This is a genomic window from Paenibacillus sp. FSL R5-0923 (assembly GCF_038009145.1).
Taxonomy (GTDB): Bacteria; Bacillota; Bacilli; order Paenibacillales; family Paenibacillaceae; genus Paenibacillus_AQ.
Genome location: NZ_JBBPAT010000001.1, coordinates 784,188 through 806,730, shown reverse-complemented (window position 1 = coordinate 806,730; position 22,543 = coordinate 784,188). Strand labels below are relative to the sequence as shown.

Genomic DNA, 22,543 nt, shown 5'->3' with positions numbered 1-22,543 from the left:
TTATCTATAAATATTATTTTAAACTCTCCATCCTACCCTAGAAACTCCACCGGACGATCCAGCTCATACAATCTGCGGTAACGTGGTTCTTTTTTCATCAGCTCCGCATGGGTTCCACGCATTTCTACTGAGCCATTTTCCATAAAAATCACTTCATCCATCTGCTCCGCACCGACCAAATGATGCGTTACCCAAATTAGTGACTTACCCTTCATGGCTTCGAACATTGTCTTCAAAAGATCACGTTCCGTCCGCGGGTCCAACCCTACAGTCGGTTCGTCGAGTATGACAACAGGTGTATTTTGCAGCAAAATACGAGCTAACGCTATCCGCTGACGCTCTCCACCAGAGAATCGTTGCCCTGCTTCACGGACAAAGGTATCATATCCATCTGGCAACGAGGAGATCAACGTATCCATTTTGGCTAAGGCGCCAGCTTCTTTAATGGCTTGTTCGGAAGCCTTCGGATCACCCATACGAATATTGTTAGCTACTGTAGTGTCGAATAAATGTGGACTCTGATTAAGCACCGCTATAATAGAAGGAATATGCTCGCCATAGGCATCTGCAGCGATTCCATTAATCGTAGCCGAGCCGTCAGAAGGTTCAATAACACCTTGAATAGCCTTTAATAACGTCGATTTACCCGCACCACTTCGGCCGATGATCGCAATCTTTTTACCTTGTGGAATATCGAGGCTGAGATCGCGAACCGACCAGTTAGCCTCTGAACCATAGTGGTAACCTACATTTTCGAGCTTGATGTGAGCACTCTTCATGGCCTGAGGTAGAGCATCGACTACAGTTGCTTTTTCAGAGACGATGTTCTGCTCAGTTCCATTTACACCAGACAATCGCTCTAAGGAGTTACGGTATTGCGGAATTTTCTCCACTGCTTCAGACACCGGCAGAAAGGCATCTGCTACAGGAAAAACAACCAGTACGAACGCCGCAATCAATGTACCCGCAATAGCACCATCTGCAAACTCTCCAGCGGCCCAATACAGCATAGAAAGCACGCCAATCCCAATTACCGCTTGCCCAATGAACGTACGAATACGTGCCCAGCTACGCAGCGCTGCATCGGTTTTGGCTACTTTTCTCTCATCTGCTTCATAAGTGTCTACGAACTGGCTTTGTCGTCCACTAATGACCCAGTCACCCATACCAAGTACGGCGTCAGTCAGCTTTTGATAGAGACGATTACGCTCTACTTTCACTTCACGTTGGCGCTTCTGTGTGAACAATAGAGATAAGAACGGCAACACCACTACTAACACCAATATATACAGAGCCATCAATAGCGCAAAGGCGATATCAAAAGTACCCAGTGCAATCACAGCTGCTCCATAAATCAGCAAAGCAATAATGCTTGGAAAAACGGTGCGCAGATATACATTTTGCAAATATTCAATGTCATCCGCAAGCATCCCGAGAATATCCCCAGTGCGGAAGCGTGACGACAGGAACAAAGCCTGTGGCTCCAAAATATTGTACAGACGCACACGCATCTTAGATAGAATTCGCAAAATCGTGTCATGCCCAACTAAACGTTCTACATAATGAATGACAGCCCGACTCGTTCCGAACGTACGCACACCTACAATCGGTACATAAATCATTAGAATATTTTCGACGGGTGTAGACGCTTTTGAGATCAGAAATCCTGAAGTATACATTAATGATGAGGCTGTAAAAATCGTCAACGCCCCAAGCACGATAATAAGCAAAAAACGCCAAAAATACGACGATACATACGGAGCAAACCATCCTTCACGTTTCAATGGATTCCCTCCAATTGCGACCCAATCAACTCATAATACGCACCCTTGCGGGCAAGCAATTCCTGATGGGTACCGATTTCTGCCACTTTTCCTTGTTTCATTACTACAATAATGTCCATATCAAGCATCCAGTGCAGGCGATGTGTAGCCAGAAAGACCAGCTTTCCTTCAAAAAGAGGCACCATCGTCTCCTTCAGCTCATATTCCGTCTCAATATCCAGATGTGCCGTTGGCTCATCTAATAACATAATCGGACGACTGCTGAGTAAAGCTCGAGCCAGCGCAACCCGCTGCTCCTGCCCGCCACTGAACGAACGACCTCCCCCGCCGATCATCTCATCCAAGCCATTCGGAAGGGTTGCCGCCAGCTCTGATAATCCAGTAGCTTTCACAGCTGCAGCCACAGCTTCCATAGAAGCTTCAGGGTAATAGAAGCGAATATTATCAGCCAATGTACCACTAAAAATATAAGGGCGCTGCGGGATATACGAGGTCTGCTTTCGCCAAGCCTCATCCGTTAATGCGCTAACCGTTGTACCGTTTACTGTGATACTTCCTGAAGTAGGGTGTAAGAAACCACCCAAGATATCGACTAGTGTAGATTTACCGGCCCCACTCTCTCCGATAATCCCAATTTTGCTTGCTCCTTTAAATTGCAGGTTCACCGCTTCCAGCGAAGAAAGACCAGCTTCCTCGTATTTCACACTGACATCATTTAATGTAAGTATGCTATTTTTATGCCAAGTGAATATCTCTTCTGGTGTTTTCGATGCTGATCTCAATGCTTGGTCACCATTAGAACCTACTACTTCAGCTTTCACTTCATCCTGATCTATAATGCTTTTCATTGCCTCAGCGGCTTCCTTACCATCGAGAGTAGCATGGAAATCCGAACCTACCAATCGTACAGGCAAAAAATATTCCGGTGCCAAGATCAGAATGGTTAAGCCCGTAACCAGTGTCATCTGATCGTTGACCAGACGCAGGCCGAGACTTACCGCGACGGAAGCAACGGATAACATCGTAAAGAAGTCCAGCGCGAACGAAGACAAAAAGGCTACTCGCAGTGTACGCATCGTCGCCGAGCGATACCGATCGCTGACGGTGGCAATACTCGTGCTATGACTACGACTGCGGCCCAGAAATTTCAGCGTTTCTAGCCCACGGAGGGAGTCTACGAAATGATTAGATAAGGTACGATAAGATTTCAGCTGACGGTCCATCTGCTTGCGAGCCGTCATCCCGATCAAGATCATAAAAACAATAATAATCGGCATAGTGATCGTTAGAATTATCCCACTCGCGGTATCCATCTTGTAGATATAAATAAGCACCAAAATCGGTGTAATTGACATCCCTACCATTCTAGGGATAATCGCTTCTAAATATGTGCGGAACTTTGTTACGCCTTCCAGCACAAGTGTGACAAGATCCCCGGTTCCACGCCCGCCCACCATTCTGGGTCCAAGCTGGAAGAGCTTATCCATCATTTCCCTCCGCATGTTGCTGCCTGTTGCTTCCGCAAAGCGGTAAGAGATACGGCTCATCAGCATGGCGCAAGCATGGCGCACTAGAAATGCAAGAAGGAACAATAGCGAAGTAGCCCATTGTTCCTTCAGAGGTTCTCCTGCAAATAGCGCAGAGATGACTTCTGCCAGCCATTTGGCCAGCAGAAGTATGGACATGCTTTGCACCAGGGTAAGGAGGCCAACGATCAGAAATACCGGCTTAACTCCTTTATACCCAAGCAAATTTTTATCCATTAGTATTCAAGATGCTCCTTCTCGTGAACGCGTTTATGAAAGACAAAGTAACTCCAAATTTGATATCCCAATACGAATGGAAGGATGGTCAGTGCCACAATCGTCATTACCTTTAAAGAGTAATGTCCCGAGGCCGCATTGGTGATTGTCAAATTAAAGGCTTGATCGATTGAACTAATCATAACACGTGGGAACAATCCTACAAAGATAGAAGTTACGGACAATGCTATTACCGCTCCTGTCATACCAAAAGCATAGCCATCCTTCTTCTTCGTCATGAAATAACCCGATAATATAAACGCGATAATTCCCAGCGCTACTATAATCATAAGAACTAAACCACGTTGTTCGAAAATATCAGTCATATAATAAGTCATTACCACGAAAGCAAGCAATAAAGCCCCAAGTGGCAAAAGCAATCTTTGCGCCATTTTTCGAGCGCGAGCCTGTAGATCTCCCACTGTACGCAACGTTGTGAACATGAGACCATGTACCAAACAAAGAAGGACAACAGTCACACCAGCTACTACGGTATACACATTTACGATATCTGTAAAACTTGCGTACATTTGCATATCCCCATCAATCGGCAAACCTTTGATGAAGCTGGCGAACACCACAGCTAGGAGGAACGGTGGGAGGAAGCTGCCGAAAAAGATACACACATCCCAAGTTTTTTTCCAAGCTACGGAATCCCGTTTACCTCTAAATTCAAAAGCAACACCACGTGCAATCAAAGCTAATAAAGCAAAGACAAAGGGAATGTAAAATCCACTAAATAATGTTGCATACCACTCAGGGAAAGCCGCAAACATTGCACCCGCGGCTGTGATTAGCCATACCTCATTTCCGTCCCAGAAGGGTCCGATCGAGTTAATCAGAATCCGGCGCTCTGTATCATTCTTAGCGAGAATTTGTGTTTCCATCCCTACGCCGAAATCGAAACCCTCCAGGAAGAAGAACCCTATAAACAGAACTGCAATGAGCACAAACCACAATTCATTAAGAGACATCATTGGGCGCCCTCCTCGTTATATGGATCATGCGAATCCCCGTGATCGTTATCCATCGCATAAGGACCTTTTTTAATCACTTTCATAAACAAACCAATTAGAACTAATCCGAGAATGGCGTAAATCGCTGTAAAAGAAATAACAGAGAATAGAACCTGACCACTCGTAATATTAGGCGACACACTGTCTTCCGTTGTCATCAGTCCGAATACCGTCCATGGCTGACGCCCGAATTCGGTCATGACCCAACCCGCTGTATTCGCGATTGGAGGAAGCAATATTCCCCATAACATAAACCGCATAAACCAAGTATTTGGACGGTCCATCTTTTTGCGCCACATTAAATACATTGCGTACATACCCAGTACAATCATCAATGTTCCTGCTAGAACCATGATCCGGAAACTCCAGAATGTCGTACGTACAGGCGGGATATAGTCGCCGGGGCCATAGGTTTGCTCATACTCAGCTTGCAGCTCAAGCATACCTTTAACTTCACCGGAAAATTTACTGTATGAAAGGAAGCTCAGCATATACGGAATTTGAAATTCTCCAGTACTTTCTTGCTTCTCAGGATCAATATTTGCCCATACGGTCCAAGGCGCCGGGTCACCACTCTTACCCCACAGTCCTTCGGAAGCCGCCATCTTCATAGGTTGAGTCTCAACCAAATACTGTGCTTGCGCATGGCCTGCCACGGCTACACCAATAGAAGAAATGATACCTACGATTGCTGCAATTTGAAAAGATTTCTTAAAGAAAGATACATCTTGTTTCTTCAATATCTTATACGCACTAATACCCGTTACGAGGAAGGCGCCTGTTGCATACGCAGCAAGAACCGTGTGCGGGAATTCAACCAGCAATTGTCCGTTCGTAATGAGCGCGAAGAAATCATTCATTTCTGCCCGTCCATTATTTATCGCAAAGCCCACAGGATGCTGCATAAAGGAGTTCGCTGCCAGAATCCAAAAAGCGGATAACATCGTACCGAATGCTACCAGCCAGATGGATAACAAGTGCACTCTTTTGGACACTTTGTCCCAGCCGAATATCCAGATCCCAATAAAAGTAGACTCCAGAAAAAAGGCTGCCAATGCTTCAACTGCAAGCGGAGCCCCGAAGACATCACCCACAAAACGTGAATAATCAGACCAGTTCATCCCGAACTGAAATTCCTGCAAAATACCTGTAACTACCCCTACTGCAAAGTTGATGAGAAACAGCTTTCCCCAGAACTGTGCCATTCTTTTGTACTCTTCATTGCCTTTTCTAACGTACATGGTCTCCATGATCGCAATCAAGAGCGCTAGTCCGATTGATACCGGTACAAAGAAATAGTGGAATATTGTCGTCGACGCAAATTGTATACGCGACAGCATTACTGTATCCATATTTTTCCCTTCCTTCTCCCCTTTTCGTTAATTATATTGTGTCAAAAATTTAGACGTCATTTTGTGATAAATGTCACACAAAGGGGTACTTTTAACGGTGAAATTCAAATGATTTGTGACAAAAATCACAATTTACCTTAAAAAAAGCAAAAAAAATAAGACGGTTTGACCGTCTTGAAGTTGTTCACTGCTCTATAACAAGCTTGACTCATAAAGGCATTGGTTAGGTAATGGAAATACCCTTCTTCAGCGATTTGAGATCGCCATTCGAATTAAGCAATTGTGGTAGCATCTTCGTGCTGCGAACCATTGGAGAGTCACATAGACGGCAAGAAGGCGCATGTTCAAATGCGAAATTATCCCTCATCCATCCGTTGCATCCATCATTGGTACACGCCCAAATCGCGGTATTTTCTTCCGGTATTTCTTCCAAAGGTTTCTTCCGGTAGTTCATTGCCGTTCCTCCCATCCTGTAAGTCAATAGTGACTAACTAGATATAAAAAGACCGTCCCAACTTTCACAAGCTGGGACGGTTTCTTCTATTATTACAGTTTTACAACGTTTTCGGCTTGTGGTCCACGGTTGCCTTGAACAACGTTGAATTCAACGCGTTGGCCTTCGTCCAAAGTTTTGAAGCCGTCGCCAGTGATTGCGCTGAAGTGAACGAATACGTCGCTTCCGCCTTCAACTTCGATAAATCCGAATCCTTTTTCTGCGTTGAACCATTTAACTGTACCTGTTTGCATGTGTGTTACCTCCACAAATTTAAATTAATATGTTCTTTTTATCTTCAAACAAAGAAAAAATTCACACATTGAAAAAGGTTGTATTACCGAATATAACAGCCCTTTTCAATGCGAAAATTAGGGACTAAATGTATGATTGATATCATATTACCACACCTGATTAGCAAAGGCAAGCTGGCATCCGTATATATCCGTTTCTACCCTAATAAGTATTACCTTCCAATGTAAGGGTTGCCAGTCAGCCCAAAATTGATTAAATCAGCTTATAATTGCCATATTTATCAAAAATTTAGAAGAAATAGATCCCCGATAGCGATACAGAGTATCGCTATTTCAGGAAGCTCTACCTTCTCAACCGAAGGGGTAGTCCGCTCTACTTGTCATTACTGCTATATCATTATATGCCGACTTCCAGCATATTATTCCTCTGGTTTTTCAAGAAGTTTTACTGTAGTCTGATTGACTTTCCCATTTCGATAATAGGTAATCTTCAGATCCTCACCAATCTTCGTCTGATTATATAAATACTTGCGAAGGGAAAGCGTGGATGTAATCGGTTCATCATTAAATTTCGTAATTACATCATTGAACTGTATTCCCGCTTCTTGTGCAGGTCCAACAGCATCCAGAACGACAACCCCATCCTTAACATTGTTCGGTAGGTTCAGTTCCTTGCGTTGGTCCTCTGCGAGAGGAATGTAAGGATTGTTTAAATCTACCGAATATACGCCTAAGTAGGAACGGGCAATCCGCCCTTTCTCAGCCAGTTCATTAGCGGTATCTATCACATGGTTAGCTGGAATAGCAAAACCCAGCCCTTCTACACCTGCATCGGAGATTTTCATCGTGTTAATACCGATGACTTTACCATCCAGATCCACAAGCGCCCCGCCGCTATTGCCTTCATTAATTGCTGCATCGGTCTGAATGACCTCTTGCTCCCAATCATATACGCCGTCCTGATTCAAGGATACGGGAACCTTCCGTTCAGTATAGCTGACAATTCCTGAAGTCAATGTGTCACCAAGTCCCAACGGGTTTCCGATGGCAATGACCGTTTCACCTAGACGAAGCTTCGAGGAATCCCCGAGCTCTGCGATTGTATTGATACCCTTGGCATCAATCGAAAGCACCGCGATGTCACTCACTTTATCCGTTCCAACAAGTGTAGCTTTACGTGTCTCGCCATCTACTGTTACGACTTCAAGATTGCTAGAGTCTTCGATGACATGGTTATTAGTAATGATAAATGCTTTATTATCTACCTTTTTATAAATCACTCCAGAGCCTAATGCTGACTCATCCAGAATGTTCAATTCTTTATTATCTTCTTTATGATTGATAATACTTACTACTGCAGGACGAACCGTAGCAGCGGCTTGAATGATACGGTCAAACGGATCTCTGCTTGGGGCAACCTCCCCAGTTGTTACTACCGACTTCGGGGCAGTTTCGTGACTCATTTGTCCAGTAAGCATACTGAATAAAAACACTGCCACCACAGCACTGATTAAGGAGCAGACGGCGGATATTTGCCAAGTGGATAAGCCCTTGCGCGATCTTCGCACAGAATGCTTGCGGTTAGCAAATGATCCCTTTGATGCTTCATCCCCTCTGGACCGTGATACTTTAGTTGAATAGAAATCGTCATCAAACAATCCCACCGAAAATCTCCCCCTTCTATTGCCAACCGTTCACAGTATCTAAAACCTGAACCTCTAGCAATCACGTTCCAAGCATATACCTCTGCATCCTTTAGACTCCAACAATCACTAAAAAGTTTCACTTTATCCATTAACCACACAATAGTTTCAGTTAATCGAAAGAATTTTAGAATCTTTCAATATATCTTCTCTACTAGGAATATTTTGCAACTTAAAAGACTACACTAATAGAAAGGTTCCATAAATTTAGAGTTTGCTTATCACGTCTATAATTGTATCACAGGCAACCCTCAATTCGTGATTTTCCTGAGGTAAAAAGCCTGCGAATTTTTTACAACTCCAGTTCCGCTTTTACTACATAAGGAGGTATAAAATTATGAATTCTTTTTCCACAAGTATGGATCTGGTGGAGTTTATCGGTAAGCTTGGCGATTTGAAGGATGAACACTACCATATGACCCTTGCCTTCAGTGCTATGATCGAATTGATGATCGATAAAGGCCTGATCTCCCGCCAAGAATTAGAACGAAAGACTGCTGAGCTTGATCAGCTTATGACAACTGGCTCAACTTATCCCATGGCGTAGGTTGGTCATAATACGTATCGCAAAGCTTAAACTCACTATCTTTAAAGAAACAGCCCCGATCCTCCATTGCGCAACGTACCGACATTTTAGCCAAATCCATCATATTATGATCTCGACTTAAATGCGCTAAATAGGTACGTTTAGTCCGTCCTGTGAGAATTTCACTTAGTGCTGCTCCCGCTGCTTCATTAGAAAGGTGACCCATGTCGCCAAGTATGCGTCGTTTCGTATTCCACGGATAACGTCCCATCCTCAGCATTTCAATATCATGATTCGCCTCCAGCACCAATACGTCGGCCTCTGAAATTGCATCTCTTACCTTGTCGCTAACATACCCCAGGTCTGTAGCTACACACAGTTTTTCTTTTCCATCATAAAAATTGTAACCCACCGGCTCCGCCGCATCATGAGAAATTGCAAACGATTCTACACGCAGACTACCAAAATCCCTATGCTGTCCCGACTCCATAATGATTCGGTTATAGTCGGGTATTTTTCCAATGCCTTTTTCAATGGCTCTCCAGGTATTGGTGTTCGCATAAATCGGAAGATCGTATTTACGGGCCATTGCCCCGAGTCCTTTAATATGATCGGAATGCTCGTGTGTGACTAGAATCCCGTCTATATCATTACCCGTTAGCTCGCGCATGGCCAACAGCTCATCGATCCGCTTGGCACTTAGTCCCGCGTCAATCATAAGTGTTGTCTCCCCGTTCCGAACCACCGTTACATTTCCGGTAGAACCACTGGACAGTACTGTAAATGAAATCCCCATTTTCCTTACTCCTTCTAATCTGTTGTCTTCGGACTGATGATGTCCGCACTTATAGCATCCACATAATAGGCATTGCCGTTCTCCAGCATGAACCGCCACATTGGCGACGCTACCTGACTTTCGGAGTTGAACAACTCACCATAATAACCAAGCTCAATCTCCTTTACTACAGAGTCTGCCGGAAAATATTTTTCAATCAAACTGCTAAGCGCTTGCGATGCCGGCAGTACCTTCTGTTCCTTATCGCTACTGCTTGCCCCTATCTCAATCTTAGGTGAGCGGAAAGCTACAATCTTCTGATCACTATTAATCAACTCTAACCTAACTCGGAATAGCGACCACTGATTCTGAACTAGCGGGTGAAGCACGAACTTCCCAACTTCACTTTCTTGAGAATCAAAACGATAATTTGCGATATCCGGTATTTGACTCTCAAGCGCCTTGCTAAGGTCAGTGAAGGAAGAATAGATCAGCTTGCTGTCTATAGGAACATCTAATTTAATGGGTGGTTCATTCTGCTCTTCAGCAGAATATCGATAAGTTATATTAGGAAGCTGCGGGGTAGAAGCCGGAATGGGACACAACACACGAATCCCTTTCTGCTCCATGACCGCCTGGGTTTCTTCGGACAGGGAAGTGAAATCGAGATTGGCACTAACCTGATCGCGCAAATCAATCCACAGCTGATAACATAGCAGCAGATTTAGACCTAAAAAGGCGCAAATTAGTACATTTTTGGCTCTTCCCCAATCCATACCCTTACCTCCTAAATGTTATATGAACAACTTGTACATTAATTTAATGTAAGAACGCTGCCGTCAATAAGCGTAACCTTCCAGACTGGAAGTAGTTGCAGCTTCTCTTCTTTCACTACAGGTACATACGCAGGCGTTAAATCCTTCACTGCCGAAGTTTTGCTAACCGCAGACAATTGATTCTCTAGCTCCACGCCTCCAGATAGCTCTACGATTTTCTTCTCTGCCTTACTCTCATCAATATAGATTAACGAGCGTTCATAAGAGGATACGGTGCCTTGCTGCAATTCCAGATTAATTACACCATACTGCAGCTGCGAGTTACTCATGATCGGATAGGAGCCATATGGATAGGAACCATAATATTGTTGAAAAGAGACCTTTCTCTCCTGTCTCCCCTCCTCGGTGGCTTCAAGACGATAGGTTCCATTCCATCCACCATGTTGGTTCACAAATTCTACAGCTTCAAGCGCATCCTTGGCAGGTGTACTGTCTCCGGCTGGAAGTGCGGCAGGATCGCTATAGCTCATCCAATTCCGTTCCTTATCGACCTGAAGACTCCGTTTGCTATCCGTATAAATCTCCGAGCCATTTTTCTCGCGAATATATCTAGTGCTTCCAACATCGAAGAAAAGATTGTTCTGCATTTGTTCTATGGTATACATGCCTGAAGGCATCTCAACCTGAACCAGAGAAATCTTGCTGTCTGGCACATAATAATCACCATCTACGGACTTGTAAGGCGTCCAGTTCTTGCCGAAATCCACATGCTGCTGCACGTCTTGCACAGTTAAATCCGCTTTTGCCGCTTCATATATAATGTCGCCTCTCGTACTGAAGAAAATGGCATGCGCTTTGGAGTCATTCTTAATGTTATAGATCCAAATGCGATCAATGCTTTCTCCTTCAAATAGGGAATCTGGTGACAGCTGCATAACCCGCTGAAGTAACGTTACCGGAATGCCGGATCCGAACGAAAGCTCAATCCCCGGATTCTCATTTCGAATCTTATCCCAATCATAATCCTGTACCGAGTGCCGCTGGAAGCTTTCAAATCCACGCCCTTTTAACCGATTCATAATCAAGCTATAGAACGTTGAGTCTGGATAAAAAAGCGTATGCTTGTTATCGCCCATATGGATGATCATTTTATCAGGGTACAGCAGGTTCTCGACCTTTTCCTCCGGTCCCATATTGTCTGTCTTCACATATAGATTCTCGGAGAGTACCGCTGAGTCTGCACCAGGCAAGCGATAAATCAAATAGTAACTCTCAACAAGACTTCCCAGCACGAGCAAGGCTAGAATCCATGACTTCAATCTCTCCTTCATGCCTCACTCCCCCTTTGCGCATTCAGAGGTAGCGTAAAGGTTACCTTAGAGCCTTCATTAAGCTCGGATTGCAGGGAAATAGAGCCTCCATGGGCTTTCACAATTTCCCGGGCAATGGAAAGGCCAAGTCCGGTGCCTCCCATATTCCGTGAGCGCGCCTTATCCACCCGATAAAAACGTTCAAAGATCCGCTCGATGTCTTTCTTCGGAATACCAATCCCGGAATCACGTACAGAAATGGAGAGCATTCCATCCTCACTTTTCAAAGCTTCCAATTCAATCGTACCGCCTTCTGGCGTATATTTTAATGCATTGGAGACCAAATTCCCCAAGACCTGATCAATTTGATCACGATCGAGCCATGCTGTGCTGACATCCCTACGGACCCTTGTACTAATGTCGATCCGCTTCTGCCGAATCTGAAAAGAAAAGCGGTCTGCTACATCCTCTAGCATTTCAGTAATATCCGTCTGCTGAATTCTGAGAAGTGCCTCCTTGGAATCCAGACGCGACAGATGCAGTAGATCCGTAACCAGACGAATCATACGCTCGGTTTCGTTACGAATAACCCCAACAAAACGAACCGCTAACTGCGGGTCCTCAAGCGCTCCATCATCAAGTGCCTCCACATAGCTTTTAATCGTTGTAAGTGGTGTTCTTAGCTCATGCGAAACGTTCGCGACGAACTCTCGGCGTGATTCCTCCAGGTTCTCTTGCTCAGTTACATCTTGCAGCACGGCAATAGTACCGGCAATCCCACCTTCACGGCGATGAATCGGAGTAAACGTAACTCTCACGATATTAGAATCTTCTCCACCCATATGTGTCAGATGAAGCATTGCAGACTGGGCATTTCCTTTAGCCAAGGAACCACTCTGCTCATAATCAAGACCTAGCAATTTATCCAGTGGCGCACCTTCCGGCAACGGACCTTCTGTTCCCAGCATAAGTGCTGCTCGAAGGTTCATAAGAATGACTACACCATTCTCATCCGTGGCTACCACACCGTCACTCATATTCGTCAGAATAGAGGTAAGCTTCTCTTTCTCTTCCTCATTCTGAGAGAGCGCCTCACGCAATCTGCCGGTCATATAATTGAATGCCTGACTGAGTTGTCCAATTTCATCGTTGCCGAGCACGGGCATTTTTCGATTGAACCGACCCTCAGCAACAGCTGTTGCATGCCTAGTCATTTCTTTAATCGGCTGCGTAATGGTGTGTGCAAGAATAACACATAGGACAACTGTCAGTCCCAAGGCTAACAGCAAACCAGAGATGAATACACTGTTGATCCTGCCCATGGTCGCATATAAATCTTTCATGTCAGCAGCAATATAGATTGCACCTACTACCTTGTCACCGGAAAGTACCGGCTTGGCCACAACCTTTTTCCGCACATTATCATCAGCAATAATATATTCTTCATTATCGCTGATCCCCTGCAAGGCGCGATTGACTACGGTCTGAGTGTTGCGCTGTCCGACATAGTCATTCTGTGAGGGCACGGAGGTGGTGATGATTTTGCCGCTGGCATCAAGCACCTGAATCTCGGCCCCGTTAATGTAAAGATTATTAACCATACCACGCAGACTTTCTACAGCCGTTTCCTCGTCAACGGTACCAGCCTCACTACCGAATTTATCAGCAGTCAGGATGGATAGCATCTCTGCACGTGCTTTAAGATCCTTCGTGAAGTTATCCGTTAACGAGTTCTTCATCGAGCTGACAAAATAGACTCCAATTAACTGCATAGCTATCAGAATCAGCAGCACATAAATAATAATAAGCTTGGCCTGAATTGTCCGGAAAAAGGACCACCACTTCATCACAGTCCTCCGCTTTTAGGGCTATGCATCAAATAGCCAAGTCCGCGCCGAGTATAAATATATTCCGGCTTGCTGGGATTCTCCTCAATTTTCTCTCTTAGACGACGGATCGTCACGTCTACGGTCCGCACATCGCCGAAATACTCGAATCCCCACACAGCCTGCAGTAAATGCTCCCGGGTCATCACCTTACCCGCATGTTTAATCATATAGTAGAGCAGCTCATATTCACGATGGGTCAAATCAAGCGGCTCCCCACCCTTATATACCAGATACATATCTGTATCAATAAATAGATCAAAATGGTAAATACCCTGTCTGGTCTCTGCAGGTTCATTCGCCATTCCCGGCGGTGACGGTTTGTGCTGTCTCCGCATTTGGGCTTTCACTCTGGCGAGTAGCTCACGTGTACTAAAAGGTTTGGTCACATAGTCATCCGCACCAAGCTCTAGACCAAGCACCTTATCAATCTCTCCGTCTTTGGCAGTAAGCATAATGATAGGAATGTCCAAATGTGCAGAACGAACCTCACGACAAACATCCATCCCGTCCTTACCAGGCAGCATAAGATCAAGTAGCATAAGATCAGGCTTTTTGGACAATGCCAATTCTACTGCACTGTTACCATCAAAAGCACAAATAACCTCGTAGCCTTCTTTTTCTAGATTAAACTTCAATATATCAGCAATAGGTTGTTCATCGTCTACTACCAGAATCGTTCCCATCTGCATGTCTCAGCTTCACCTTCCTATCCCTACTTAAAGATCATTCCTTTATTTTAACATACCTGTCTTACCGTCACATCCTACGAAATAAGGAATCGGCTTCCCCAGCAAAAAGAAACAGCTATATCGTCATTCCTATATTAAAAAAAATAAAACCGCTCGAGTTTAATCGAGCAGTTGAGGTTAAAGTATGAATTATCGCAAATACTTCATTGGATTTACTGCAGTGCCATTCTTCCGAATCTCAAAATGCAGATGTGTTCCCGTCGAGCGTCCAGTATTGCCCATTACGCCAATTTTGGCGCCTTGCTCCAAACGCTGTCCCGTAGAAACGGAGATGCTGTTTAAGTGGCCATAATAGGTTTCGTATCCGTTACGGTGATCCACGATAACCACATTTCCATATCCACTCTTCACACCAGCAAAGATTACAGTTCCGGCATCAGAGGCTTTAATGCTCCGGTTGCCAGATACCATATCTAGACCCTTATGAGCACGGCTCCAGCGCTCACCGAAACTACTAGTAAGGGTTGCTCCGCTTACTGGCCAACTGAACATGCCTGTTCCTTCACCAACTACCTTCGTACCCCGATAAACCACTTCAGGGAGAGAAGATTTAATAACGGTCTGACCCAACCACTCTTCTTGTACGACCATTCCGTTTTTCTTTGTTAACCGATACTGCATTTCTTTAAGGCCCGTTTGTCCTGGACGAACGACCTTACTTTTACCTGCTGGTAACTGGTCACTTTTCCGCACGATCACTTCAGGCTCAGTAACCACCTGCTCTGACACTTGCTCTACAGTAACAACTGTAACATCTGGCTGTGGTACCTTCAGCTTCAGTGTATCTCCAATCTTCAACGTTAGCTCTTTCACATCCGGGTTGTTACTATAGATCTCTTTTTGTGTAATTTCAAACCGTTTGGCAATCCCCGAAATCGTATCGCCCTCTTGAACGGTATAAAGAAGTGGTGCTTCTTTACCGTCGGTAAGAGTTTTGACCGCTTCCTTCACATCCAACACTTTGTTAGGGTCTGTCTTCACAGGAACAATAGAGACCTCTTCACTAATCTTAACTGACTCCACTTGTTTGGCAGCTTTCGCTTTCGCAGCACTTGAACTTGAGGCAGCTGTTCTTGTGAGCTTACTAGCCGTTGCTACTTCAGTTTGCGGAACATAATGATTCTTTACCCCTTCAAGTACCGCATTTGCGGTCTCTTGATCCTTAACAATGCCAACGGCTTTGCCATCTACCATTAATTGTACACCTACGGCGTAGGCCTTCAGCATACCATCTAATTTATTAAGCGTTGCTTCACTATCAACTTCCGGCTTGTACGCTTTCTCCTGTTTAATTGTAATGCCTTCTGTCTGAAGCACCATCGTTGAATCTGGATACTTATCCTGATATTCCTGTTGCTTCTTATCATACAGCTGGTTAAGCTGTGCCTGATCGTTAAGCTTCCCGATCTCCTTACCCTTCACCAACACTTGATAGTAGGTTTCGGTATTGGCTGCTACATACTTTTTCTCTGCACCGATCAATACAGTGGTTAGAAGTACTAGGCCAACAGCTCCCAAAATCCAAGAACGCCGGAATCTACGAGTCCCTTTTTCTTGATGAAAGTGTGTGGAGTCGTGATCGAAATTGTGGCTCTGCTGAACATCTGCTCCGGATTCTGCTGTGTCACTATTCCGCAGTTTCCCCATCCGGCGCATGAACTTAAATCCCTTCATGAAACTCTCCCTTTCAGTCCGCTCTGTCATCTGATATGAACGGCCAAGCTAGTTGTACGATCTCGATTATATAGATTACGACCATGAATGTTTCTGCTTATCCTAGTTCTAAATTCCTGCTTCTAATGGACCTTCAAAAAGGTTACAATTGGTTACAAAAAATTAACCCTTTGAACATCCTTGTCTAATGTACCATAGCTGAGCGAAAAATTTCAACTTTGTACACATAAAAAAACCCACGAAATACGCGGGTTTTTTGCGCAAATATGAAAATTTAGCCTTTTTCTTGTGTCTAGAAATTGACAATTACTATGGCTGCTGTAGAGTTTCTGTAGTTGGTGTAAGCATTTTCATTATACTCTCGTATTCATCGGGATCAACATATTTGGCAATGACTTGTTGCAGCCCCTTAACCTCATCCTCCGTTAGACCATCCTCCATCGCCGTGGAGATTTTCTGCATCTCATCCTGCGGTAGTTTGGACATCAAGATATTGAATATATTTACCTTCTCCGCCGAAGGGAGATTATCTTTTAAGTCACCTATTGCCTCAGGTGTAATTACCAATTTCTGGTCCTCTGAAATTCCACTCTGGCTTTCGTTAGTAGAAGACTCATTTGAGGCTTGGCCCATAACCGGTAAAGCATCCTCGGGTGCTTTTTCCTCCACCGGCTCCCCTTTTTCAGGTGTATCCTTACTGTTATCTTTATCCTTGTTTACCGCGCTGCCTGTTGTCGTCGCTTCTTTATTCGCTTTATTGGAGTCCGATTGGCTATCCATGCCAATAATGCTCTTGACCATCCCACCTAAACCTGGGCCTGGACTATCCACTTTAATATCGAAGCTCGCCAGAACCGACTGAATATAAGCATTTACAACCACGCCCGTAGTTAGAATTGAAAGTGTACTTGCGAGTACTACAATTAGACATACTCCCAGTGCACGCTTCACGATCTTCATTTCTTCTCTCCTCTCACCTATGTTCAAGTCTATCTGGTATATTTTTTCCATGTTTTTCTATACTCCCAGTATTGACTAGAACCGGCTTCGGGAAACATACGCATAAAAGTAAACATAAAAAAGAGACCTCTCGCGAGGTCCCTTATAAATGACTAAATATATTTAGATATAAATTGGCATTACTTGATTCGTCTGCTCACGGTTACGGCCTACTGAGAAGATGGCGATCGGAATCCCTGTAAGCTCAGATACACGTTCAACATATCTGCGTGTATTTGCTGGCAGATCGTCCAATGTTTTTGCAGAAGTAATATCTTCGCTCCAACCTGGAAGCTCCTCATATACCGCTTCGCACTCTGCCAGCATCTTAAGGCTAGCTGGGTAATGCGTGATTATTTCACCACGGTATTTGTAGCCTGTGCAGATCTTCACAGTCTCAAGTCCACTCAGCACATCCAGCGAGTTAAGAGACAAGCCTGTGATTCCACTTACACGACGAGCGTGACTTACAACAACACTGTCAAACCAACCTACACGGCGAGCACGTCCTGTAACTGTTCCATATTCATGACCTGTTTCACGGATATAATCACCAGTTGCATCGTTCAGTTCTGTAGGGAACGGGCCATCTCCAACACGAGTAGTGTAGGCTTTAGCAACCCCGATAACCTGTTTAATCTTAGAAGGTCCAACACCAGAACCTATGCATACGCCACCTGCAGAAGGGTTAGAAGAAGTAACAAACGGATACGTACCTTGATCGATATCAAGCATTACCCCTTGTGCACCCTCAAACAATACTTTGCGGTCTGCATCAATAGCTTCATTAAGAATGACCGACGTATCTGTCACATAATTACGTAGCACTTCCGCATATTCCAGGTACTGAGTCAGAATCTCTTCAACATCAAGAGCTTCCGCGCCATATACTTGAGTAATCACCTGGTTCTTCTCTTCCATCAAGTGACGAAGTCTCAATTCGAATTCCTCAGCGTCCATCAGGTCAGCAATACGGATACCGTTACGTGCAGCCTTATCCATGTAACATGGACCGATGCCTTTGCGTGTTGTACCAATCTTGTTCGGACCCTTGCGGTCTTCTTCCAGAGCATCCAGTACCATGTGATAAGGCATAATAACATGAGCCCGGTCGCTGATCACTAAGTTTTTAGTGTCAAAGCCGTTCTCGTGAATATAATTAATTTCTTGGATCAAGGCAGCTGGATTAATAACCATCCCGTTACCAATTACACAAGTCTTTTCTTTATAAAATACACCAGAAGGGATTAAGCTGAGCTTAAACTTCTCACCGTCAATCAGAATCGTGTGACCGGCATTATTGCCCCCTTGATAACGGGCAACCACATCTGCACTTTCCGCTAGAAAGTCAGTGATTTTCCCTTTACCTTCGTCTCCCCATTGTGTTCCCACGACGACTACCGTTGACATGTTCATTCCTCCGTAGGTGCTAGCAAGCACCATTATTTTTCATAATATGGGCCCTGTACGTCATTCTTATGTACGTAGCCCTCCGGACTCCAAGCGGATTTACCCACTAAAGGACAATACTCAGTGTAACAGCCGTTTTTTTCAAAGTCAAATAAAACGAACGATTACACAAAGAAATGTGCAATCGTTCGGATATCATACATGACAGGTTACCCAGCAAATGGTTCTGCATGTGCTCGCTCGTAGTTAACGAACTTGTTGAAGTTTTTGAGGAAGACAAGCTCTACTGTCCCAACCGGACCATTACGCTGTTTAGCTATAATAATTTCAATAATATTTTTCTTCTCAGTGTCCTGATTGTAATAGTCGTCACGATACAAGAACGCAACAATGTCGGCATCCTGCTCGATAGAACCGGATTCACGCAAGTCACTCATCATCGGTCGTTTATCCTGACGTTGTTCCACACCCCGGCTAAGCTGCGACAGGGCGATAACCGGCACGTCCAATTCACGAGCGATCTGCTTCAAAGTACGGGATATATCCGATACTTCCTGTTGACGGTTTTCCCCGCCTTTACCGCGGCCCTGAATGAGCTGCAAGTAGTCAATGACGATCATCCCCAGGCCCTTTTCCTTCTTGAGCCTCCGGCATTTCGCACGAATATCCGTTACAGTAATCCCTGCTGTATCATCGATATAAATCTCCGCCTCCGATAGGGACTGAATGCCCATAGTCAGCTTCGACCAATCATCATCACTCTTAAAGTCACCGGTACGCATAGTATTCGCATCCAGATTAGCTTCGGCACAAATCATCCGCTGTACTAGCTGCGGCGCAGACATTTCCAGACTAAATATGGCAACCGTCTCTTTGGCACGTACGGCCACATTCTGAGCAATATTTAGCGCGAATGCTGTCTTACCTACAGAAGGACGGGCTGCAACAATAATCAAATCATTGCGCTGGAATCCATTAGTCATATGGTCTAAATCCACAAATCCCGTTGGAATACCTGACATGCCGCCCTTATCTTTATTCTGATGGAGGAGTTCAACCTTATCAAATACTTCCATCAAAACATCGCGGATTGCGATAAATCCACTGCCGCTGCGCCGGTTAGAGATTTCAAGAATTCGCCGTTCTGCATCACTCAGCATATCGGCTACATCTTCACCGCCGGTGTAACCCTCGCTTACAATTTGCGTCGCTGTACGAATCAAACGCCGTAACATAGCCTTTTCTTCAATAATCTGCGCGTAGTATTCTACGTTAGCCGCAGTAGGCACAGCATGCGCCAGCTTAGCTAGGTAGCTAACACCACCAATATCTTCGAGCTCTCCCTTGTCCTGCAGTCTAGAAGTAAGCGTAACAAGATCAATCGGCTGGCTCTCTTCTCCGAGCTGCACCATCGCCTCAAAAATCATTTGATGCGCTTTATCGTAGAAGTCTTCGGTATTCACCCGTTCCATTGCAGTAATGAGCGCTTCATCCTGCAACAGAACAGCACCAATTACCGCTTGCTCCGCCTCAAGATTCTGCGGGGGAACCCGATCGAAAAAGAGATCTCCACCCATGTTACTCCTCCGTTACCTGAACCTTAAGGGTAGCCTTTACTTCAGTGTGTAGTTTTATACTTACTTGAAACACTCCCAAATGACGAATCGGCTCTCCTAGCTCAATCTTACGCTTATCGATGGAAATGCTTTGAGTGGAAGCTAGCGTTTCAGCAATTTGTTTGCTCGTGATTGCGCCGAATAGACGGCCGCCTTCACCTGCTTTTGCTTTCATAGTAAGAGTAAGCTCATCTATCTTCTTGCCCAGTTGCTGAGCTTCTTCTTTTTCGTTATCTTTACGGCGTTGTTCAGCAGCTGCTTGATTCTCAAGCGTCTTCACATTGCCTTCCGTTGCCGGACGAACTAATCCACGTGGTAATAGGAAGTTCGAAGCATAGCCTTCGGATACCTCTTTAACCTGACCTTTTTTACCTTGACCCTTAACATCTTTTATGAAAATGACCTTCATTCGAATAAACCCTCTTTCGATTCGATTTCAGCCAGCACTTGCAGCAGTCTGGCTTCTGCTTCTTTACATGTTCCTTCTAGCTGTACCGCGGCGTTCGATAGATGCCCACCGCCACCCATTTTTTCCATCACGACCTGTACATTCATACGCCCAAGTGATCGAGCACTAATGCTTATCAGGCCGTCTGGTCGCTCACTAATGACAAATGAAGCGACTACGTTCGTCATCCCAAGTAATGTATCCGCAGTCTGAGCGATAAGTAGCTGTGGAATCTTCATACCTGGTGCCGTAACGACCAATGCGATTTGATCATAAATCATACGCGCATGTTTGATAATTTCGGCTTTTGAAATATACTCCTGTAAATCCTCCTTCAGCATACGCTGAATAAGAACGGTATCCGCACCATTTCGGCGCAGAAACCCTGCAGCTTCAAATGTACGTGAGCCTGTATGCAGTGCAAAGTGCTTCGTATCTACAGTAATTCCCGCTAAGAGCATTGTAGCATCCAATGGACTAATCTTTACCTTCTCATGGATATATTGAAGCAACTCTGTCACCAGCTCACAGGTTGATGAAGCATAAGGCTCTAAATAGACAAGTACAGCATCGTTGATGAACTCTTCGCCTCTACGGTGATGATCCACCACCACAATTCTACTCGCATATTGCACAAGCCGCGGTTCCATTGTCATAGATGCCTTATGGGTATCTACAACAATAAGCAGTGTATGCTCCGTCATCACTTGTAAAGACTGCTCCGTTGTGATGAACGACTTAAACAATTCATCATCTTTCCGAATCTGCTCCATCATGTTCGTTATGGAAGGATTAGGAGTCTCCATCACAATGCTAGCCTCTACATTATACATCTGTGCGGCTCTCAGAAGGCCAATCGCAGCACCAACAGCATCGATATCTGGTGTGCGGTGGCCGAGGATCAGCACACGGTCGCTCTCCTGCATTAAATCACGCAGCGCATGCGCAATGACTCGTGCCCGCACTCGTGTACGCTTCTCCGCAGCATTACTCTTTCCACCGTAGAAAGACAACCTCTGACCTGCTTTTACAGCAGCCTGATCTCCACCTCGGCCGAGCGCCATATCCAAACTGGATTGTGCTAAGGCACCTAGCTCGCTTGCAGAGTCCGCTCCAAATGCCATACCAATACTCAGTGTCATGGGCACTTTAAGGTCGGCCGTCATTTCCCTAATCTCATCGAGAATAACGAATCGACTTTCTTCCAGTGCTTGCAGACTACGATGATTAAGTAGCATTAGATAACGCTCAGACGACAGACGACGTAGATAAACATCAAACTGTTTACTCCATTCGGTGATCTCACTCGCTACCTTAGCGATCAGAGAAGTACGCTGTTGATCATCCATTCCTTGAGCAGATTCATCTAGATTATCCATCATCACTATGCCAATCGCCAGCTTCTCATCTTCATAACGTTCACGTAGCACCACAAGCTCAGTGATATCATACATGTAAAGAATACGTTCACTTGGAATAATGACGGCTTGGTAAAATCGTTCATCCACAGTGAGCTCAAGGCGAGTGTCATGCAATACGCCTTCTTTGTGAACATCCCTTTTTCCCGATACATTCGTCGTAAAAAAAGACTGCATATCCGGCAGCAATTCCAGTAGCGGTTCCCCAACTAAAGACTTGCGCGCAAAAATATCACCAGCATAGCGGTTATTCCATTCTACTGTTCGATCTTCGCTAAACAGAATGATTCCGAGGGGCAGCATACTCACTGCTTCTCCCTCCACTCGCTTAATACGAAAAGTTAATCCATTAATATATTCCACCAGATTACGGCGGAACGAAATTTCCGTCTTCAGCATATAGAAGCATAATGTACCTGCCAGAAACAGGCTAACGACCCCAAGAGCCCAGTTATAAATACTAACAATTATAATAAGGGCCAACAGCAGCATGAACGCCCATACGGTATGATAGCCGTGCCAGCGTCTTTGCAGAAATTTAGGCATGAA

The 22,543-nt window shown here is 44.8% G+C and carries 19 protein-coding genes; 1 reads left to right on the top strand and 18 read right to left on the bottom strand.

The window, feature by feature from the left end; all coding sequences use genetic code 11:
- Positions 1-32: 32 nt before the first annotated feature.
- The 7 genes from cydC to MKX35_RS03580 all read right to left on the bottom strand — a co-directional run bounded on the left by cydC (position 33) and on the right by MKX35_RS03580 (position 8,365).
- Entirely contained in the window at positions 33-1,784 is a 1,752-nt protein-coding gene (gene cydC, locus MKX35_RS03610) for a thiol reductant ABC exporter subunit CydC (RefSeq protein ID WP_076298098.1), read from the bottom strand.
- Positions 1,781-3,547 (bottom strand): thiol reductant ABC exporter subunit CydD, encoded by a 1,767-nt coding sequence (cydD, locus tag MKX35_RS03605; RefSeq protein WP_076298099.1) that lies wholly within the window; start codon positions 3,545-3,547, stop codon positions 1,781-1,783. The genes cydC and cydD overlap by 4 nt, the downstream gene beginning before the upstream one ends.
- Positions 3,547-4,563: a cytochrome d ubiquinol oxidase subunit II gene (gene cydB, locus MKX35_RS03600; RefSeq protein WP_076285053.1), complete on the bottom strand. Its 1,017-nt coding sequence runs from the start codon at positions 4,561-4,563 to the stop codon at positions 3,547-3,549. The genes cydD and cydB overlap by 1 nt, the downstream gene beginning before the upstream one ends.
- Positions 4,560-5,954: a cytochrome ubiquinol oxidase subunit I gene (locus MKX35_RS03595; RefSeq protein WP_076298100.1), complete on the bottom strand. Its 1,395-nt coding sequence runs from the start codon at positions 5,952-5,954 to the stop codon at positions 4,560-4,562. Before MKX35_RS03595 ends, cydB begins: the two co-directional genes overlap by 4 nt.
- Before the next feature lie 223 nt (positions 5,955-6,177).
- Entirely contained in the window at positions 6,178-6,408 is a 231-nt protein-coding gene (locus MKX35_RS03590) for a cold-shock protein (RefSeq protein WP_042131698.1), read from the bottom strand.
- Positions 6,409-6,500: 92 nt separating this feature from the next.
- Positions 6,501-6,701 carry a cold-shock protein gene (locus MKX35_RS03585; RefSeq protein ID WP_019914582.1) on the bottom strand — a complete coding sequence of 67 codons (201 nt, stop codon included), beginning with the start codon at positions 6,699-6,701 and terminating at the stop codon, positions 6,501-6,503.
- A gap of 419 nt (positions 6,702-7,120) precedes the next feature.
- Positions 7,121-8,365 carry a S1C family serine protease gene (locus MKX35_RS03580; RefSeq protein ID WP_042193026.1) on the bottom strand — a complete coding sequence of 415 codons (1,245 nt, stop codon included), beginning with the start codon at positions 8,363-8,365 and terminating at the stop codon, positions 7,121-7,123.
- A gap of 376 nt (positions 8,366-8,741) precedes the next feature.
- Between MKX35_RS03580 and MKX35_RS03575 the strand changes: the two genes are divergently transcribed.
- Positions 8,742-8,951 carry a hypothetical protein gene (locus MKX35_RS03575; RefSeq protein WP_042193027.1) on the top strand — a complete coding sequence of 70 codons (210 nt, stop codon included), beginning with the start codon at positions 8,742-8,744 and terminating at the stop codon, positions 8,949-8,951.
- Here MKX35_RS03575 and MKX35_RS03570 read toward each other — a convergent pair.
- The 11 genes from MKX35_RS03570 to MKX35_RS03520 all read right to left on the bottom strand — a co-directional run bounded on the left by MKX35_RS03570 (position 8,917) and on the right by MKX35_RS03520 (position 22,540).
- On the bottom strand, positions 8,917-9,726 hold the full coding sequence (locus MKX35_RS03570; RefSeq protein WP_076298101.1) for an MBL fold metallo-hydrolase: 810 nt from the start codon (positions 9,724-9,726) through the stop codon (positions 8,917-8,919). The genes MKX35_RS03575 and MKX35_RS03570 overlap by 35 nt on opposite strands.
- Positions 9,727-9,740: 14 nt before the next feature.
- Positions 9,741-10,481, bottom strand: a complete 741-nt coding sequence (gene yycI / locus MKX35_RS03565) for a two-component system regulatory protein YycI (protein WP_042193029.1) — start codon at positions 10,479-10,481, stop codon at positions 9,741-9,743.
- 38 nt (positions 10,482-10,519) lie between these two features.
- Positions 10,520-11,812, bottom strand: a complete 1,293-nt coding sequence (locus tag MKX35_RS03560) for a YycH family regulatory protein (RefSeq protein ID WP_042193030.1) — start codon at positions 11,810-11,812, stop codon at positions 10,520-10,522.
- Positions 11,809-13,638 carry a cell wall metabolism sensor histidine kinase WalK gene (walK, locus tag MKX35_RS03555; RefSeq protein ID WP_042193031.1) on the bottom strand — a complete coding sequence of 610 codons (1,830 nt, stop codon included), beginning with the start codon at positions 13,636-13,638 and terminating at the stop codon, positions 11,809-11,811. The genes MKX35_RS03560 and walK overlap by 4 nt, the downstream gene beginning before the upstream one ends.
- Complete coding sequence (gene yycF / locus MKX35_RS03550; protein ID WP_042193032.1) at positions 13,638-14,369, bottom strand: response regulator YycF; 732 nt, start codon at positions 14,367-14,369, stop codon at positions 13,638-13,640. The genes walK and yycF overlap by 1 nt, the downstream gene beginning before the upstream one ends.
- A gap of 189 nt (positions 14,370-14,558) precedes the next feature.
- On the bottom strand, positions 14,559-16,103 hold the full coding sequence (locus MKX35_RS03545; RefSeq protein ID WP_076298102.1) for a M23 family metallopeptidase: 1,545 nt from the start codon (positions 16,101-16,103) through the stop codon (positions 14,559-14,561).
- A gap of 309 nt (positions 16,104-16,412) precedes the next feature.
- A complete protein-coding gene (locus tag MKX35_RS03540; protein WP_076298103.1) occupies positions 16,413-17,063 on the bottom strand; it encodes a hypothetical protein in 651 nt (216 codons plus the stop codon).
- Between the two features lie 162 nt (positions 17,064-17,225).
- Positions 17,226-18,512: an adenylosuccinate synthase gene (locus MKX35_RS03535; protein ID WP_076285057.1), complete on the bottom strand. Its 1,287-nt coding sequence runs from the start codon at positions 18,510-18,512 to the stop codon at positions 17,226-17,228.
- 209 nt (positions 18,513-18,721) lie between these two features.
- A complete protein-coding gene (gene dnaB, locus MKX35_RS03530) occupies positions 18,722-20,089 on the bottom strand; it encodes a replicative DNA helicase (protein ID WP_042131710.1) in 1,368 nt (455 codons plus the stop codon).
- Position 20,090: 1 nt separating this feature from the next.
- On the bottom strand, positions 20,091-20,537 hold the full coding sequence (gene rplI / locus MKX35_RS03525) for a 50S ribosomal protein L9 (protein ID WP_042193036.1): 447 nt from the start codon (positions 20,535-20,537) through the stop codon (positions 20,091-20,093).
- The gene (locus tag MKX35_RS03520) at positions 20,534-22,540 is read right to left on the bottom strand and encodes a DHH family phosphoesterase (RefSeq protein ID WP_042193037.1); all 2,007 of its coding nucleotides are present in this window, start codon (positions 22,538-22,540) and stop codon (positions 20,534-20,536) included. The genes rplI and MKX35_RS03520 overlap by 4 nt, the downstream gene beginning before the upstream one ends.
- Positions 22,541-22,543 lie beyond the last annotated feature (3 nt).

Excerpts from the sequence above, each read along its gene's own strand:
- cydD (WP_076298099.1), bottom strand. The coding sequence starts at position 3,547 with ATGGATAAAAATTTGCTTGGGTATAAAGGAGTTAAGCCGGTATTTCTG.
- cydB (WP_076285053.1), bottom strand. The coding sequence starts at position 4,563 with ATGATGTCTCTTAATGAATTGTGGTTTGTGCTCATTGCAGTTCTGTTT.
- MKX35_RS03595 (WP_076298100.1), bottom strand. The coding sequence starts at position 5,954 with ATGGATACAGTAATGCTGTCGCGTATACAATTTGCGTCGACGACAATA.
- MKX35_RS03590 (WP_042131698.1), bottom strand. The coding sequence starts at position 6,408 with ATGAACTACCGGAAGAAACCTTTGGAAGAAATACCGGAAGAAAATACC.
- MKX35_RS03585 (WP_019914582.1), bottom strand. The coding sequence starts at position 6,701 with ATGCAAACAGGTACAGTTAAATGGTTCAACGCAGAAAAAGGATTCGGA.
- MKX35_RS03575 (WP_042193027.1), top strand. The coding sequence starts at position 8,742 with ATGAATTCTTTTTCCACAAGTATGGATCTGGTGGAGTTTATCGGTAAG.
- MKX35_RS03570 (WP_076298101.1), bottom strand. The coding sequence starts at position 9,726 with ATGGGGATTTCATTTACAGTACTGTCCAGTGGTTCTACCGGAAATGTA.
- yycI (WP_042193029.1), bottom strand. The coding sequence starts at position 10,481 with ATGGATTGGGGAAGAGCCAAAAATGTACTAATTTGCGCCTTTTTAGGT.
- MKX35_RS03560 (WP_042193030.1), bottom strand. The coding sequence starts at position 11,812 with ATGAAGGAGAGATTGAAGTCATGGATTCTAGCCTTGCTCGTGCTGGGA.
- walK (WP_042193031.1), bottom strand. The coding sequence starts at position 13,638 with ATGAAGTGGTGGTCCTTTTTCCGGACAATTCAGGCCAAGCTTATTATT.
- yycF (WP_042193032.1), bottom strand. The coding sequence starts at position 14,369 with ATGCAGATGGGAACGATTCTGGTAGTAGACGATGAACAACCTATTGCT.
- MKX35_RS03545 (WP_076298102.1), bottom strand. The coding sequence starts at position 16,103 with ATGAAGGGATTTAAGTTCATGCGCCGGATGGGGAAACTGCGGAATAGT.
- MKX35_RS03540 (WP_076298103.1), bottom strand. The coding sequence starts at position 17,063 with ATGAAGATCGTGAAGCGTGCACTGGGAGTATGTCTAATTGTAGTACTC.
- MKX35_RS03535 (WP_076285057.1), bottom strand. The coding sequence starts at position 18,512 with ATGTCAACGGTAGTCGTCGTGGGAACACAATGGGGAGACGAAGGTAAA.
- dnaB (WP_042131710.1), bottom strand. The coding sequence starts at position 20,089 with ATGGGTGGAGATCTCTTTTTCGATCGGGTTCCCCCGCAGAATCTTGAG.
- rplI (WP_042193036.1), bottom strand. The coding sequence starts at position 20,537 with ATGAAGGTCATTTTCATAAAAGATGTTAAGGGTCAAGGTAAAAAAGGT.
- MKX35_RS03520 (WP_042193037.1), bottom strand. The coding sequence starts at position 22,540 with ATGCCTAAATTTCTGCAAAGACGCTGGCACGGCTATCATACCGTATGG.